This window comes from Bacillus sp. 22483, assembly GCF_052044605.1.
In the GTDB taxonomy this organism is placed as follows: Bacteria; Bacillota; Bacilli; order Bacillales; family Bacillaceae; genus Bacillus; species Bacillus altitudinis.
The window spans coordinates 96029-110925 of the sequence record NZ_JBQENU010000001.1; the positions used below are offsets into that span (position 1 = coordinate 96029).

Below are 14897 nucleotides of genomic sequence, written 5' to 3' on the forward strand. Positions count from 1 at the left end.
CTTCATGCTTAGATTAGATCTTCAATTTTTCGCATCTAAAAAAGGGGTAGGTTCTACAAAGAACGGACGTGACTCTGAGTCTAAACGTTTAGGCGCTAAACGTGCTGATGGTCAATTCGTAACTGGTGGTTCTATCCTTTATCGTCAACGTGGAACGAAAATCTATCCAGGTGAAAACGTTGGACGCGGAGGCGACGACACTCTTTTCGCTAAAATCGACGGAACAGTTAAATTCGAACGTTTCGGTCGTGACCGTAAAAAAGTGAGCGTATATCCTGCGGCACAATAATTGCTAAAAACTCCGGTCATTGACTGGAGTTTTTTTCACTATTCAGGGAGCTTTTGCGCTTTTTACAAGTAGTACCGAAGATGATAAAAGAAGATGCACTCCATAAATATCAAAGAATGTTTGCTGACTTTGCCTCATTTTCTCCTATACGATCAGAAAAAACAACCTTTCCTCACATAACTAGTGTTTTTCTAAGCTGTCTTCTCTGTTATAATTCAGGGAGACATATTGATGATAAGACTCCTAAAAGAGAGACCAAACGATTGGGAGTGCGATAATGGAAGAGATACCAAGTAAACAAAACGAAAAATTAACTCACGTTGCATTAACGAATGAATTGATCCATCTGCTTAGTCGTTCAAGACACGACTGGATGAATAAATTGCAGTTAATCAAAGGCAACTTGACATTAGAAAAATATGACCGAGTGTTCGAAATAATAGAAGAAATGGTCATTGAAGCACAGCATGAATCCAAACTCTCAAATTTAAAAATTCCCCAATTGGCCTATTACTTTCTAACCTTTAATTGGGAGTCGCATTTTATCACCCTAGAATATGAAGTGCTTGGTGAAACCCGAGACTTATCAGCATATGAATCGCAGCTGCTAACGGTATCACGGGAGTTGTTTTCGATATTCGATCAATCAGTTTGCCAAAAAACTGAAAATCATTTAACGGTCACTTTCCAAACGGATCATGAAGAGAATGATGTGATCTTATATTTTGATTTCAAAGGAAAATTAACAAGTTTGGATGCGTTAAATGCGTTTCATGACGCAAACTATCCATGTATGAGTATAACGCAATTTCATGTGACGAATCACGAGTCCATGATTGAGCTTTGTTTGAGGCAAGAACGAGATATGTGATGCAGAGAAACGGAGGAAGTTATGTTTGTAGATCAGGTTAAAGTGTATGTTAAAGGCGGTGACGGCGGAAACGGTATGGTGGCGTTCCGTCGTGAAAAATATGTGCCAAAAGGCGGGCCAGCTGGCGGCGACGGCGGAAATGGTGCAGATGTAGTTTTTGAAGTAGACGAAGGACTCAGAACGTTAATGGACTTTCGTTATAAGCGTCATTTCAAGGCGGACCGCGGTGAGCATGGAATGAGTAAAAACCAGCATGGCCGAAATGCGGAAGAAATGATTGTTAAAGTTCCGCCGGGTACAGTTGTGACAGATGCTGAGACGGAACAAGTACTAGCTGACTTGACAGAGCATGGACAGCGGGCTGTGATTGCCAAAGGTGGACGTGGCGGACGTGGAAATTCACGCTTCGCAACACCAGCAAACCCTGCACCACAGCTGTCTGAAAACGGTGAGCCAGGTAAAGAACGTGACGTCATCTTAGAATTAAAAGTACTTGCAGATGTTGGACTTGTTGGTTTCCCAAGTGTCGGGAAGTCAACGCTGCTTTCGATTGTCTCTTCTGCGAAACCAAAAATTGCGGATTATCATTTTACAACGCTTGTGCCAAACCTCGGAGTTGTTGAAACAGACGATAACCGAAGCTTTGTCATGGCGGATCTGCCAGGACTGATCGAAGGAGCGCACGAGGGTGTTGGCTTAGGTCATCAATTTTTACGCCACATTGAACGTACACGTGTCATTGTCCATGTCATTGATATGTCTGGACTTGAAGGGCGTGACCCATACGAAGATTACGTGACGATTAACGAGGAGCTTGAGCAATACAATATGAGATTGACAGAGCGTCCGCAAATCATTGTAGCGAACAAAATGGACATGCCGGATGCAGCTGACAATCTAGCGGCATTTAAAGAAAAATTAACAGATGACTATAAAGTGTTCCCAATTAGTGCGATCACAAGAGAAGGGCTTCGTGAGCTCTTATTTGAAATCGCCAATCAGCTTGAAACAACACCGGAATTCCCGCTCTACAATGAAGAAGAGCTCTCTGATAACCGTGTGATGTACAAGTTTGATGAAGGAGAAGCAGCATTTGAGATCTCAAGAGATCCTGATGGTACGTTTGTCTTAACTGGTAAAGCACTTGAGCGACTGTTTAAGATGACAGATTTCTCAAGAGACGAGTCAGTGAAACGATTCTCTAGACAGCTGCGCGGAATGGGCGTTGATGATGCCCTGCGTGAACGTGGTGCAAAAGATGGAGACATCATTCGTCTGCTTGAATTTGAATTTGAATTTATCGATTGATCAAAAGGAGGGTCCAGTTCATGGGCTCTCCCGTTTTTAAAAGGGGAGAAAACAGGTGAAAGAAGAAACGTTCTATTTAGTAAGAGAGGATGTACTTCCGGATGCGATGCGAAAAACGCTTGAAGTCAAAAAGCTTCTCGATCGCAAAAAAGCTGATTCAGTTGCCGATGCTGTTCAAAAAGCGGATTTAAGCCGCAGTGCTTTTTATAAATATCGAGATGCTGTTTTTCCATTTTATACGATGGTCAAAGAGCAGATCATCACATTGTTTTTCCACCTGGAGGATCGGTCTGGGGCTCTGTCTAGGCTGCTGCAAATTGTGGCTGACTCTGGCTGTAATGTGTTATCCATTCACCAAACGATTCCGTTGCAAGGAAGAGCGAATGTTACCCTGTCGATCAGTACGGCCGGCATGGCAGATGATATTAATACAGTCATGAATCAATTAAGAAAACTTGAATTTGTCGAAAAAGTTGAAATTCTAGGTTCTGGGGCGTAAAAGGAGAGATCATAGCAGATGAAGCAATTAACGGTAGGTTACTTTGGACCAGAGGCCACATTTACTCATTTGGCTGTCTGTTCTTGTTTTCCAAAAGATGCAGAGCAGCGGGCTTATGCAACCATTCCGCAATGTATGGATGCCGTGTCAAAGGGAGAAGTAGATTTGGCGGTCGTTCCACTTGAAAATGCACTCGAAGGATCTGTGAACTTAACGATTGATTATTTAATTCATGAGGACGCTTTGTCCATTGTGGGCGAAATGACAGCACCGATTCGCCAGCACCTGCTTGTCCATCCATCGAGAGCGGAGAGCTGGGAGACATTAGATGTGATTCAGTCACATCCGCACGCCATTGCGCAGTGTCATCAATTTTTGAAGAGACAGTTTCCTAATATCCCGCATCGGCCAGTGGAATCAACAGGCTATGCAGCGAAATACATCAGTGAGCATCCAGATGAAGCTGTTGGTGCGATTGCGAATGAAATCGCCGCAAAAACGTACGGATTGACGATTGCGAAAAAAGACATTCATGATTATCCGCACAATCATACACGTTTTGTCATTTTACATAAAGAGGCGAAGGCATCGTTCCCAATGAATTCTGGTTTTTCTTCAAAGCCAAAAACGACCATTGTTGTCAGCCTGCCAAAGGATGATCAGTCAGGTGCATTGCACCGTGTGTTATCAGCTTTTTCATGGCGGAATCTCAATTTGTCCAAAATTGAATCGCGTCCGACAAAAACAGGCCTTGGACACTATTTATTTATCATTGATATCGAAAAAGAGATGGATGATGTACTTGTCCCTGGCGCCATTCAAGAATTAGAAGCAATTGGCTGTGAAGTGAAACTACTCGGCAGCTATCAAACATATGAATTAACGAATGAAAAATAGTGTCCTCTTGGGGACACTATTTTTTTAGTCTTTAATGAGAAATCCAGCGTCATCAAGCGCTTGAATGGCTTGGTCAAGCTGCTTTTGGCTGTATGAAGTAAGGGTATGTAAGTGTACGCCGTCTGTCAGCTCTGATAAGTAGGAGGCGCCCGTATTAGAAATATGATGAACGAAGTCAGCCACTTGTTTGCGCGTACTCACTCGAATAGAGGCCGTCAGCTCCCCGTAGACAGGGTGCTCAATGATCACGTCTTTCACCGTTACACCGTAGTCTACAATCAGTGTCAGCTCCTCTTCTGTACGATGAGGATCGTGCTTGCAAGCGATAATCTGTTCAATTTCAGTTTCCGGTGTATGCTGCGCCATATACACATAGCCTTGGCTTGTGGCAATAATGGGTTCGTTTTTTGCTTTGAGTAATGAAATATCTTGTACAATGACTTGTCGTGAGACAGCGGCTTTTTTAGCTAAAAAACTTCCGGTGAGTGGTGTATCAGTCTCTTGTAGCCACTTTAAAATGGCGTTTCTTCTATCTTCGCCAATGAGTTTTCTCTCTTGTTCCACGTTTTATGCTCCTTTCTTCTCCTTTTGCAAGCTCTCAAATGTATGCAAAAGCTGATCGATGTCATCCTTTGATGATCCTCGTCCAAATGATAGTCGAATGAATTGAAGGGCATCACGATCTGATACATGTAATGCCTTCACAGCAGGGGAAGGGTGGTGATAACCAGAAGCGCACGCACTTCCTGTGGATATACAAATCCCATGCCGGTTACAAGCTAACATTACATATTGTCCTTCAAACCCTTCAAAAAAACAACCAATAATATGAGGCAGCGTGCGGCGCTGGTCACTTTCTTGCAGCATGCGGACAGGCAGCTGCCTTTTTTTTAGCTGCTGAAGAAAATAATCACGAAGCTGAATATCTAGCTGTTGCTGTTGATCTATTTTCAGCATGATTTGCTCGCTTGCGGCTACAAAAGCACCGATGCATGGCACGTTCACTGTCCCTGGGCGTAGACCATTTTCCTGAACAGTATCTTGATATATAGGCTTCCAAGGGACATGTGCCCCCATATAGACAGCACCGGCGCCCTTAGGTGCATACACTTTATGACTCGAAATGGAGAGGGCATCAACCCCTAGTTCTTTAATCGACACATGCATTTTTCCGAATGTTTGCACTGCATCTGTATGAAAAAGAATGTCTCTTTCTTTTAAGAGCGTTGCTAATTCAGCTAATGGCTGAATAATCCCAGTTTCTGAGTTGGCATGCTGGATGGATACTAGTCCGGTTTCAGGCAATAGAGCCTGTTTGAGAATCTCCTTTGTGATAATTCCTTCTTGATTCGGTTCTATGACCGTCACCTTCACACCGAGACGCTGCAAGGCATTGACCGCATGATGAACAGAAGGGTGCTCTACTGATGTGGTAATGACATGCTGTTTATGTGGAGGTAGCCCATTTATGATCGATTGAATCGCAAGGATATTGGATTCAGTTCCGCCACTTGTAAAGTAAATACTATCAGGTTCGCCCCCTAGAATCGCTGCAAGTGATTGTCTGCTGTAAGCCAAGATTTCATTTGCTCTTCCTCCTGCATCATGCAGGCTGCTCGCATTTCCGTAACATTCTTTGCTCAACTGCTGAAATACATGCAGTGATTCCTCAGAAACAGGTGTAGAAGCTGCATAATCTAAATAAATCAAATCCATCCATCTCCTGTGTGAAAATTTTTTCTTGTATTTATTGTAGTGTTGTGTAATGATATGTGTCAAGACAGGTGTAAATGACAGGAGGGGCGATTGTGTCATCTATCAAAAAAGTCATTGTGGTGGGGTCGGGCATTGCGGCTCTTTCCTTTGTGAATACGATCTCAGAGAACTGCCAAGTCATCATGATGACAAAAAAACAATTTTCCTCTAGTAATTCCATGCTCGCACAAGGGGGAATCGCTGCAGCCTTTTCCGCACATGATTCTGTCGATCAGCATGTGCAAGACACTTTAGCTGCGGGGTGTGGTCACAATGATGACAAAACTGTACAGGAGATCGTCCGTCATGGAAAAGATCTTGTAAAGAAGCTCGTAGAAGAGGGCTGCCCATTTGATCGAGATGAAACGGGAATTCCGCAGTTAGGTAAAGAGGGAGCCCATACGACCCATCGTATTCTGCATGCAGGAGGAGATCAAACGGGAAAAACCCTCGTGCAGTTTTTGAAAGGGAAGCTCGGCTCACACATTCATGTATACGAAAATCATCATGTCATGGATCTATTAGTTCATGAAGGGGTATGTACCGGTGTTGTGTGGAAAGACGAAAAAGGTCATGTACATACAATGACCGCGGATGCAGTTGTATTATCCACTGGCGGCTGTGGATCCTTATATGAAACAAACACAAATGATCCGTCTGTGACAGGAGATGGTCTGATGATGGCCTATCGCGCAGGGGCACAGCTAGTAGATCTCGAATTTGTGCAATTCCATCCGACCCTTTTGACCACTTCAGGTAAAGCGATCGGTCTCGTATCAGAGGCAGTCAGGGGAGAGGGCGCCTATTTAGAAGATGAATCAGGCAGGCGGATCATGAAAGGAATCCACCCGCAGAGCGATTTAGCGCCTAGAGATGTGGTGGCAAGGACCATTTTCCATGAGCAGCAACTCGGTCATTCCATTTATCTTAACATCCGTGATATTCCGCATTTTTCTGCACGTTTTCCTGCGATTGCTTCGATGTGTCAGCGTGCGGGAGTTGATATGGCAAGCGGAAGGCTGCCAGTTTCACCCGGTATGCACTTTTTAATGGGTGGAATTAAGGTGAATGAACATGGAGAAACAACAGTTCCATCACTTTTTGCCATTGGTGAAGCAGCTTGTACAGGTTTACACGGCGCCAATCGACTGGCAAGTAATTCGCTCTTAGAAGGTCTCGTTTTAGGAAACAACGCAGCACGGTATATTGAGCGGTTGCAAACCTGGCAAGATAAAAACCTTGCTCTTTCCATTCAAGAAGTATGGTCTGTCCCAACGGTGTCACTGGCTCAGCTCAGAAAATGGATGACGGCATATGCCGCAATTGTGAGAGATGAGAAAGGCTTACAGACTTTGCTCGATCATTTAGAACAAGTCTCTTTTCAGCAAATAAATGTGAAGAATATCACAAATGAACAGATCGAAATAACTAATCAATGGGCTTTAGCCATATGCCTTGTCAAATCTGCATTACTCCGAACAGAAAGCAGGGGCGGTCATTATCGCACAGATTATCCTAATCGGCATGATGCTTCGTGGCGAGCAAAACAGATTGTACATGAACAGGGCCATATTTATATCGTAAAAAATGAAAGGATTGGTGCCAAATGGAACGTTTACAGTTAAAGCAAATGCTCACTCATTTTTTAAAAGAAGATATTGGGTTTGGAGATGTATCCGCTGATGCCATCTTTGGAGACAAGAAAGGAACAGCTTACATCATGGCGAAACAATCAGGCGTATTGGCCGGGACGCAAGTCATTGATATGGGATACAAACTGCTGAATGAACAAGTTCAAACTGAGCTGTTTTTCCAGGAAGGTGATTGGATTCAGGAAGGGGCTGTACTGGCACAAATAACAGGCCCCGTCAACGACTTGCTGAAAGGGGAGCGGGTGGTGTTGAATATCCTGCAAAGAATGACAGGGATTGCTACACTAACGCATGAAGCAGTAGAGCGATTAGCTGATCCATCTATTACGATTTGTGATACGAGAAAGACGACACCCGGTTTGCGCATGCTGGAGAAGTACGCAGTAAAAGTCGGAGGTGGAAAGAATCATCGTTTCGGCTTATCCGATGGGGTGATGATTAAAGATAATCATATTGCGGCTTGTGGTTCTATCAGGGAAGCTGTGGAGAAAGCAAGAGCATACGCCGGTCATATGGTGAAAATTGAAGTGGAAATTGAATCAGAAGCACAGCTGATGGAAGCCATTGATGCCAAAGCAGATGTCATCATGTTTGACAACTGCTCTCCAGACGAAGTGAAGCGCTTTAAACAAATGACCCCTGAAACCATATTGACAGAGGCATCAGGCGGTATCACGTTGGAGAATGTGGCTAACTACCGGGGGACAGGTGTAGACCTTATTTCACTTGGATTCCTCACACATTCTGCTCCATCATTCGATTTTAGTATGAATATGGAATTCAGCCATAAAGGGGGAACGACTCATGTCCATGCTTGATGTGTTAGCAGCGCAGCATACAGCCATGATGCCAGATGAATATAAACAGCGCTCTTATGATGAAATGAAAGAGAGAGTATTAGAGATTAAACGCGCCTTTGGATCAAAGCTTTTTATACCGGGTCATCATTATCAAAAAGATGAAGTCATCCAATTTGCTGATGTGACAGGTGATTCATTGCAGCTTGCACAAATTGCTGCTGACAATCACGAAGCAGAATACATTGTATTTTGCGGGGTTCATTTTATGGCAGAAACGGCCGATATGCTATCAAAAAAGAATCAGCACGTCTTTTTGCCAGATATGAGAGCAGGTTGTTCAATGGCGGATATGGCGAATATGAAACAAACAGACAGGGCGTGGGATAAGCTCACTGAGCTGTTTGGAGATACGATCCTTCCGCTGACTTATGTAAACTCAACGGCTGATATTAAAGCATTTGTCGGCAAACATGGCGGATCGACTGTCACATCTTCAAACGCTAAAAAAGTATTGGAGTGGGCGCTGACCCAAAAAGAGCGGATTCTTTTTCTACCTGATCAGCATTTAGGGCGTAACACGGCCTATGATTTAGGGATTCCGCTAGAGGAAATGGCTGTCTGGGATCAAATAGAAGAAAAGCTCATCACCGACCAACCGCTTCATCGAATCAAAATGATTTTATGGAAAGGTCATTGCTCTGTTCATGAGAAATTTACCATTGAGAATATTGAACAAACGAGAAAACGTGACCGTGACATACAGATTCTTGTTCATCCAGAGTGTACGCATGAAGTCGTAAAGGCATCTGATCTAGCTGGTTCAACGAAATTTATTATTGATACGATCAAGCAGGCACCAGCAGGAAGCAAGTGGGCCATTGGAACAGAAATGAATTTAGTGAAACGCATCATTGACCAGCACCCTGACAAACAAATCGAATCCCTCAATCCAGATATGTGTCCATGTTTGACAATGAACCGTATTGATCTGCCTCATCTACTATGGTCACTTGAAAGCATTGAAAAAGGGGAGCCGGTCGGTTTGATTCAAGTGAATGAAGAGACGACAAAAGAGGCATTGCTCGCTTTAAATAAGATGCTGACCATTAAATAATGAAGTGTCCCCTCCTATCAGAAAACAAGTTTTTATCATATCGGCTTGTAAATAGGCATAAATTTATGTTGAAACATATTGTACTTCTGACATAACCGCTACGTTCACGTTTTGCATAGGAGGGGAAAACGTTGAAAATTCATATTGTGCAAAAAGGAGACTCCCTTTGGAAAATTTCAAAGAAGTACGGAGTCGACTTTCAAGAATTGAAAAAATTAAATTCGCAGCTCAGTAATCCAGATTTGATCATGCCAGGAATGAAAATCAAAATTCCATCTAGTGGTGTTCCTGTCAAAACCGATCATCACAAAGCAAAAGAAATGCCAAAAGCAAAAGAACACCCGTATGTAAAAGAAAAGCCAAAGGATGTCGTGCAAGTTCAAGATACGAAGCCGAAGGAAAAACCGAATGAACCGGTACCTTATGTGCCACCAGTACCAAAGATTGAACAGCCAGTTTTTCCACAAGTTGATGTAAACTATTATCAGACGAATCTCTACCAGCCATTCACGCCTCCTCCGAAAAAAGAACATCATGAGAAAAAAGATCACGTTCATGAAAAGAAAGATCATGTTCATGAGAAAAAGGATCATAAAGATCACAAGGACCATTTTCATCATGAAAATAAGGATCATTTCAAAGATGAAGTGGCAAAGGGATATGATCCATTCATTCATATCCCACATCAAAAAGAGGAGGGAAAAGATATGGAACATAGTAATTACCCAAACCTTCCTAATTTCCCACAAATGCCGAATGTTGGAGGGGCAGCAGTAGGGGGCATGGCTGAAAATAAAGAGCATCACCACCATCATCAAGAGTCATATGATCCTTATTATGGTTATGGTCATTACATGCCAGCAATGTATCCATATCCGCAGCAAATGGTACCCGCTTCTCCTATTTTACCGGGATCAGGCCTTTGTTATCCGGTACAGCCGTATTATCACCATCACATGATGCCGTACCCTTACCCGGCGGCTCAGCTGTATTATCCTGCGTATCAAGCACCGGCTTATTACGGTGAACATCATGAGCATCATGCAAACGATGGGCATCACTGGCACCACCATATGCATCCAAATGCAGGCGCAAATGCAAATGCAAATGCCAATGCCAATCAAGGCTTTTATCCAAATGCTCCAAATGAAGCATATGGCAAGGAAGACTGCGGATGCAATGATGGGATGAAGCATCATCAACCATGGCCTGGACATTATCCAAACCCTGTTCCATATGGTCAAATGGGTGCTTATCCAGCTCAGCCTTATATGCAGCAGCCTTATCAAAACCCATCTGTCTTTGCAAGACCAGAAGAAGACGAAGAAGATTAATGACACAAGGGACGATCTCAATCGTTCCTTTTTTTGTTTATAACTGACAGCTTGTTTTTGTCCTCAACTGTACATGCTAAAACAGAGCCTGTTTTGCGCTCATGAGATTCAATTTGTACAGGGGGTTTTTCGTTTGAGACAAAAATGGCAAAAAACAATCGCCTTAGTGCTTCTACCTATTGGATTAACGGCATGTGGTACAAATAACAATGCGGGTGTAGATACACGTCATAATCAATCAGGCCAGCCAGTTGGATACCACTCCAATCAACAGGCAACAGACAACAATCAAGATCATCAAGGACCGGTTTCTGAGCTTATGGAGGGAATGAACGGAAGAAATACAACGAATGTTGATGATCGTTCACGCCCTACACAGGATCAAGTGAGAATGCCGCTGACTGGTGGAGATGGACGCTACAGTCATGGAGATATGAACTATCATAACCAAATGTCGTTCTCTGGCTACGATAAACAAGAGAACATCCAGCGTTCAAGAAAAATCGCCAACCGTGTGAACAAAATGAACCATGTGACAGACTCACAAGTTATGGTGACGGATGAAAATGTGTATATTGCTCTTAAAACAGATGGGCGCTTGACATCAGAGGGTGTATCACAAGTAGAAGAAGCAGCGACTCGTTATGCAGATGGTAGAGCTGTCCAAGTCATTAAAGACGAAGGCGCATTTACACGCTTCAGAGATATGAGAAAAACGCAATTTGAAACAGGTCAGACAGGCATGACCCGATAGGCTGGAGTAAAAAAGGCTAAAGTTCATGACGAACTTTAGCCTTTCTTTAAAAATAAACTCTGATCCCGATATAAAATTCATAAAAGAAATAACAGCCAAATCCAAGTAATAAAATACCGGCAATAATGGATGTCCACTTAATCATTGTTCGGTTCATCACTTTTCTTGTTAGGGAAACAATCGTGAGAAGACCGATGTCATGAAGAAGAATTCCTGCCAAAATACCCGCAGCAGCCAATATAAATTCAGATGAATTTGTATTTTTATAAGCATCTGCCAGTACAGCACCAAACACAGATACCCAGAACACAAGGTTTCCAGGGGATACCGCGACGAGCAGCCCATTTCGGTATGTTTTAGCGAATGATTTATTCACTTTTTCTCCTGCTAAATGGATGTCTTGATCCGCATTTTTAATTGAATCGTAGGCAAGAATCATTAAAAAGATGGCACCGATCAGCCAGAGCGGAATTTGGATAAAGGGCAAAGATAAAAATTGAGCAAATCCAGCATATAAAGCCAAGATGAGCAATATATCGATGGTCATACCACCAGCGCCTACAGTTAATCCATGAAAGAATCCGTTTTTTAATCCCTGCTTTGTCATTTCAACCGTGATCGCTCCAACAGGTAGAGCAATTGAGAATCCAACGACGATAAATGTAAGAAATGTTTGCAATCGACTAGAACTTCCTTTGAATCATGTTTGTATAAAAATTCTCCGTTTAGATTAATTATACATAATAGGAGAAAAGGATCAATGATTATTTCTGATTTAATCGAAATGAGAGAGATAGATCGTGTATAGAAAGATGTATATCGTGAAGATCATGTATTCATTGTAGGGGAAAGGAACTATTTTCCTGAAACTTCTTTTTTTCATTTCTCAGCTATGCTACACTGTTGTGGAAATCAATATAAGTGACTAGGGGTGCCCGGAAATGCGGGCTGAGAGAGAAGACAAGCTTCTTAACCCTTTGGACCTGATCTGGCTCGTACCAGCGTGGGGAAGTTGAAGATGATACATGTGCCATATGAATGGCATACATGTTTTTTTCTGACGACGAAACCAGGTTCTTTACATAGAATCTGGTTTTTTGCTGGTGCTGATTCCATCCTGACCGGTCACACGAAAAGAAGGAGAGAACAGCAAATGAATGAAAAGACAAATGTTCCATCAACGCAATCTTTATTATCAAATTTTGAAGGCAGTCGAAAGGTATATGAACAAGGTTCAAGACCTGACATTTTGGTGCCAAAAAGAGAAATCGTGCTCACAAATACAGTGACACAAGCAGGTGATATCCAAAATGAACCGATTCGTGTGTACGATACAAGTGGACCGTATACAGATGAGGAGGCTCATATTGATGTCACAAAGGGATTAAAGCGTCTGAGATCAAAATGGATTAAAGAAAGAGAAGATACTGAAAGCTATGAAGGGCGTCAAGTAAAGCCAGAAGATAATGGATATCGCTTGAATGGGAAAGAATCCTTTCAAGCTGCCCATACAGATTTTCATCATGTGCCGCTCCGCGGGAAACAAGGTGCTTGTGTGACGCAAATGCATTATGCAAAAAAGGGGATCATTACGCCTGAAATGGAGTTTATCGCTTTGAGAGAACAGCTAAGTCCTGAGTTTGTTAGAGAGGAAGTGGCTAGTGGAAGAGCGGTCATTCCAGCGAATATCAACCATCCTGAAAGTGAGCCGATGATCATCGGGAAGAATTTTCACGTGAAAATTAATGCGAATATTGGCAATTCAGCTGTGACGTCGTCCATTGAAGAAGAGGTGGAGAAGATGACATGGGCAATTAGATGGGGGGCAGATACGATGATGGACCTGTCTACAGGAAAGGATATTCATACAACGAGAGAATGGATTATCCGCAATTGCCCAGTCCCAGTAGGAACTGTCCCGATTTATCAGGCACTTGAAAAAGTGAATGGAATCGCAGAAAATTTGACGTGGGAAGTATACCGAGACACATTAATTGAACAGGCGGAGCAAGGGGTTGACTACTTCACCATTCATGCGGGCGTCCTCTTAAGGTATATTCCGCTCACAGTCGACCGGGTCACAGGAATTGTTTCAAGAGGCGGAGCCATTATGGCAAGATGGTGTCTCGCTCATCATCAAGAGAACTTTCTGTATACCCATTTTGAAGAAATTTGTGAAATCATGAAAACGTATGACATTGCCTTTTCGCTTGGGGACGGGCTCAGACCGGGATCCATTGCGGACGCAAATGACGAAGCGCAGTTTGCAGAGCTGGAAACGTTAGGGGAATTGACAGAGATCGCTTGGAAACATGATGTACAGGTCATGATTGAAGGACCTGGTCATGTTCCAATGGATAAAATCAAAGAGAATGTCGATAAGCAGATGGAGATATGCAAAGAGGCACCTTTTTATACGTTAGGTCCTCTAACAACAGATATTGCACCGGGATATGATCATATTACATCCGCGATCGGTGCGGCGATGATTGGCTGGTACGGAACCGCCATGCTGTGCTATGTGACACCAAAAGAGCATTTAGGTCTGCCGAACAAAGAAGATGTAAGAGAAGGTGTCATCGCCTATAAAATTGCCGCACATGCAGCTGATGTAGCAAAAGGACATCCTGCTGCTCAAAAGCGTGATGATGCCTTATCGAAAGCGAGATTTGAATTCAGATGGCGGGATCAATTTCACCTGTCACTTGACCCAGAACGAGCGCTGGCATTCCATGATGAAACATTGCCTGCTGAAGGTGCTAAAACCGCTCATTTCTGTTCCATGTGTGGACCAAAGTTTTGCAGTATGAAAATTTCCCATGACATCCGCAACCAATCAGAAGAAGTGAAAAGAGAGATGGAGAAGAAGGCAAAGGAGTTTATCAATCAAGGCAGCCAAATCTATCAATCCTAAAAAAAACCTCGCACTCCTCTAGTGCGGGGTTTTATAAAACGGCTGAAATGGCTTTTCTCACGAGGTGGAAAAATGCTCTTACTGCAATCGCCATCGTTTCAATACTTGGGATGAGGGCATCTGTTAAATGAAACAGGACTGTTTGTCTCTCTGGAGATGTTCGTTTTTTCTTTTGTTTCATAAAGGCAGCCTCCTTTTCATTCAATATACTTCTTTTGAAGAGTATATAGATAGATATGTTGTGCGAATTTAAACAAAATTTAAACTTCTTGTGTTTAGAAGGAAAGAAGCAGGGGAAACGGATTGAATAGAGAATGAATGAAAAGAGCTGACCGATTCGGTTAGTGAACAAGACAGAGTGGAAGGTGATCTTATGATGAAAGTATTTAAGGTAACATTTCATATGAACAATGGGGAAGTGCTCGATTTCGAGCTGAAACGTCCAGCTACCTATGATGTGTATAAAAAAATTGAGGAAGCCAATCATTGGTTTAAGCTGAATAATGAAATCATTAACCTATTAAATGTGAATAGTATCCACGTAGAAACAGAATAAAACAGAAAGCCACTCAAAGAGAGCGGCTTTCAGCGTGTAGACAAACCCTCGTATTCGGTGTCAGTCCTGCGTGCCGGTGCTCACGAATGTCAAATTCGCTCCGCGCCGGTACTCGTCCTTCCTAGAATTCAAAGGTTTTCTATCACGCTGAAAA

Annotated in this window: 16 protein-coding genes and 1 riboswitch; of the genes, 12 read left to right on the top strand and 4 right to left on the bottom strand. The window is 42.8% G+C overall.

Translation table 11 applies throughout. The annotated features are described in order from the left end of the window. Positions 1 to 4: 4 nt before the first annotated feature. The 5 genes from rpmA (at position 5) to pheA (ending at position 3864) form a co-directional block, all read left to right on the top strand. Positions 5 to 289 (top strand): 50S ribosomal protein L27, encoded by a 285-nt coding sequence (rpmA, locus tag ACTJJQ_RS00460; RefSeq protein ID WP_003216586.1) that lies wholly within the window; start codon positions 5 to 7, stop codon positions 287 to 289. 277 nt (positions 290 to 566) lie between these two features. Further along, complete coding sequence (locus ACTJJQ_RS00465) at positions 567 to 1160, top strand: sporulation initiation phosphotransferase B (RefSeq protein WP_007501522.1); 594 nt, start codon at positions 567 to 569, stop codon at positions 1158 to 1160. Positions 1161 to 1181: 21 nt separating this feature from the next. Then, positions 1182 to 2468, top strand: a complete 1287-nt coding sequence (gene obgE, locus ACTJJQ_RS00470) for a GTPase ObgE (RefSeq protein ID WP_007501521.1) — start codon at positions 1182 to 1184, stop codon at positions 2466 to 2468. A 55-nt stretch (positions 2469 to 2523) separates the two neighbouring features. Next, complete coding sequence (locus ACTJJQ_RS00475; RefSeq protein WP_008342790.1) at positions 2524 to 2967, top strand: ACT domain-containing protein; 444 nt, start codon at positions 2524 to 2526, stop codon at positions 2965 to 2967. 18 nt (positions 2968 to 2985) lie between these two features. Continuing rightward, positions 2986 to 3864 carry a prephenate dehydratase gene (gene pheA / locus ACTJJQ_RS00480; protein ID WP_017358133.1) on the top strand — a complete coding sequence of 293 codons (879 nt, stop codon included), beginning with the start codon at positions 2986 to 2988 and terminating at the stop codon, positions 3862 to 3864. Between the two features lie 24 nt (positions 3865 to 3888). Here the strand turns inward: pheA and ACTJJQ_RS00485 are convergent, their stop codons facing one another. Together ACTJJQ_RS00485 and ACTJJQ_RS00490 are read right to left on the bottom strand one after the other, a co-directional pair. Beyond that, entirely contained in the window at positions 3889 to 4428 is a 540-nt protein-coding gene (locus ACTJJQ_RS00485) for a transcription repressor NadR (RefSeq protein WP_048001815.1), read from the bottom strand. A gap of 3 nt (positions 4429 to 4431) precedes the next feature. After that, positions 4432 to 5580: an IscS subfamily cysteine desulfurase gene (locus ACTJJQ_RS00490; protein ID WP_048001814.1), complete on the bottom strand. Its 1149-nt coding sequence runs from the start codon at positions 5578 to 5580 to the stop codon at positions 4432 to 4434. Between the two features lie 92 nt (positions 5581 to 5672). Between ACTJJQ_RS00490 and nadB the strand changes: the two genes are divergently transcribed. The 5 genes from nadB to ACTJJQ_RS00515 all read left to right on the top strand — a co-directional run bounded on the left by nadB (position 5673) and on the right by ACTJJQ_RS00515 (position 11273). Next, entirely contained in the window at positions 5673 to 7244 is a 1572-nt protein-coding gene (gene nadB / locus ACTJJQ_RS00495) for an L-aspartate oxidase (RefSeq protein WP_440599858.1), read from the top strand. Further along, on the top strand, positions 7226 to 8089 hold the full coding sequence (gene nadC / locus ACTJJQ_RS00500; protein WP_024718392.1) for a carboxylating nicotinate-nucleotide diphosphorylase: 864 nt from the start codon (positions 7226 to 7228) through the stop codon (positions 8087 to 8089). The genes nadB and nadC overlap by 19 nt, the downstream gene beginning before the upstream one ends. Then, the gene (gene nadA / locus ACTJJQ_RS00505) at positions 8076 to 9185 is read left to right on the top strand and encodes a quinolinate synthase NadA (protein WP_047947110.1); all 1110 of its coding nucleotides are present in this window, start codon (positions 8076 to 8078) and stop codon (positions 9183 to 9185) included. Before nadC ends, nadA begins: the two co-directional genes overlap by 14 nt. A 131-nt stretch (positions 9186 to 9316) precedes the next feature. After that, entirely contained in the window at positions 9317 to 10519 is a 1203-nt protein-coding gene (gene safA / locus ACTJJQ_RS00510; RefSeq protein ID WP_440599859.1) for a SafA/ExsA family spore coat assembly protein, read from the top strand. A 133-nt stretch (positions 10520 to 10652) separates the two neighbouring features. Further along, complete coding sequence (locus ACTJJQ_RS00515) at positions 10653 to 11273, top strand: YhcN/YlaJ family sporulation lipoprotein (protein WP_008342769.1); 621 nt, start codon at positions 10653 to 10655, stop codon at positions 11271 to 11273. Between the two features lie 46 nt (positions 11274 to 11319). On the opposite strand, the gene ACTJJQ_RS00520 is transcribed toward ACTJJQ_RS00515, so the two are convergent. Beyond that, on the bottom strand, positions 11320 to 11952 hold the full coding sequence (locus tag ACTJJQ_RS00520) for a LysE family transporter (RefSeq protein WP_440599860.1): 633 nt from the start codon (positions 11950 to 11952) through the stop codon (positions 11320 to 11322). Between the two features lie 238 nt (positions 11953 to 12190). After that, positions 12191 to 12300, top strand: a riboswitch (TPP riboswitch). Between the two features lie 126 nt (positions 12301 to 12426). Between ACTJJQ_RS00520 and thiC the strand changes: the two genes are divergently transcribed. After that, a complete protein-coding gene (thiC, locus tag ACTJJQ_RS00525; RefSeq protein WP_058336774.1) occupies positions 12427 to 14187 on the top strand; it encodes a phosphomethylpyrimidine synthase ThiC in 1761 nt (586 codons plus the stop codon). 31 nt (positions 14188 to 14218) lie between these two features. On the opposite strand, the gene ACTJJQ_RS00530 is transcribed toward thiC, so the two are convergent. Then, positions 14219 to 14368, bottom strand: a complete 150-nt coding sequence (locus tag ACTJJQ_RS00530; RefSeq protein WP_162835670.1) for a hypothetical protein — start codon at positions 14366 to 14368, stop codon at positions 14219 to 14221. A gap of 192 nt (positions 14369 to 14560) precedes the next feature. Between ACTJJQ_RS00530 and ACTJJQ_RS00535 the strand changes: the two genes are divergently transcribed. Continuing rightward, positions 14561 to 14743 (top strand): hypothetical protein, encoded by a 183-nt coding sequence (locus ACTJJQ_RS00535; protein WP_008342761.1) that lies wholly within the window; start codon positions 14561 to 14563, stop codon positions 14741 to 14743. Positions 14744 to 14897: the final 154 nt, after the last annotated feature.

What these genes read in the sequence shown, in the direction of transcription:
- rpmA (WP_003216586.1), top strand. Translation starts at nt 5, where the DNA reads ATGCTTAGATTAGATCTTCAATTTTTCGCATCTAAAAAAGGGGTAGGT.
- ACTJJQ_RS00465 (WP_007501522.1), top strand. Translation starts at nt 567, where the DNA reads ATGGAAGAGATACCAAGTAAACAAAACGAAAAATTAACTCACGTTGCA.
- obgE (WP_007501521.1), top strand. Translation starts at nt 1,182, where the DNA reads ATGTTTGTAGATCAGGTTAAAGTGTATGTTAAAGGCGGTGACGGCGGA.
- pheA (WP_017358133.1), top strand. Translation starts at nt 2,986, where the DNA reads ATGAAGCAATTAACGGTAGGTTACTTTGGACCAGAGGCCACATTTACT.
- ACTJJQ_RS00490 (WP_048001814.1), bottom strand. Translation starts at nt 5,580, where the DNA reads ATGGATTTGATTTATTTAGATTATGCAGCTTCTACACCTGTTTCTGAG.
- nadC (WP_024718392.1), top strand. Translation starts at nt 7,226, where the DNA reads ATGGAACGTTTACAGTTAAAGCAAATGCTCACTCATTTTTTAAAAGAA.
- nadA (WP_047947110.1), top strand. Translation starts at nt 8,076, where the DNA reads ATGTCCATGCTTGATGTGTTAGCAGCGCAGCATACAGCCATGATGCCA.
- thiC (WP_058336774.1), top strand. Translation starts at nt 12,427, where the DNA reads ATGAATGAAAAGACAAATGTTCCATCAACGCAATCTTTATTATCAAAT.
- ACTJJQ_RS00530 (WP_162835670.1), bottom strand. Translation starts at nt 14,368, where the DNA reads ATGAAACAAAAGAAAAAACGAACATCTCCAGAGAGACAAACAGTCCTG.
- ACTJJQ_RS00535 (WP_008342761.1), top strand. Translation starts at nt 14,561, where the DNA reads ATGATGAAAGTATTTAAGGTAACATTTCATATGAACAATGGGGAAGTG.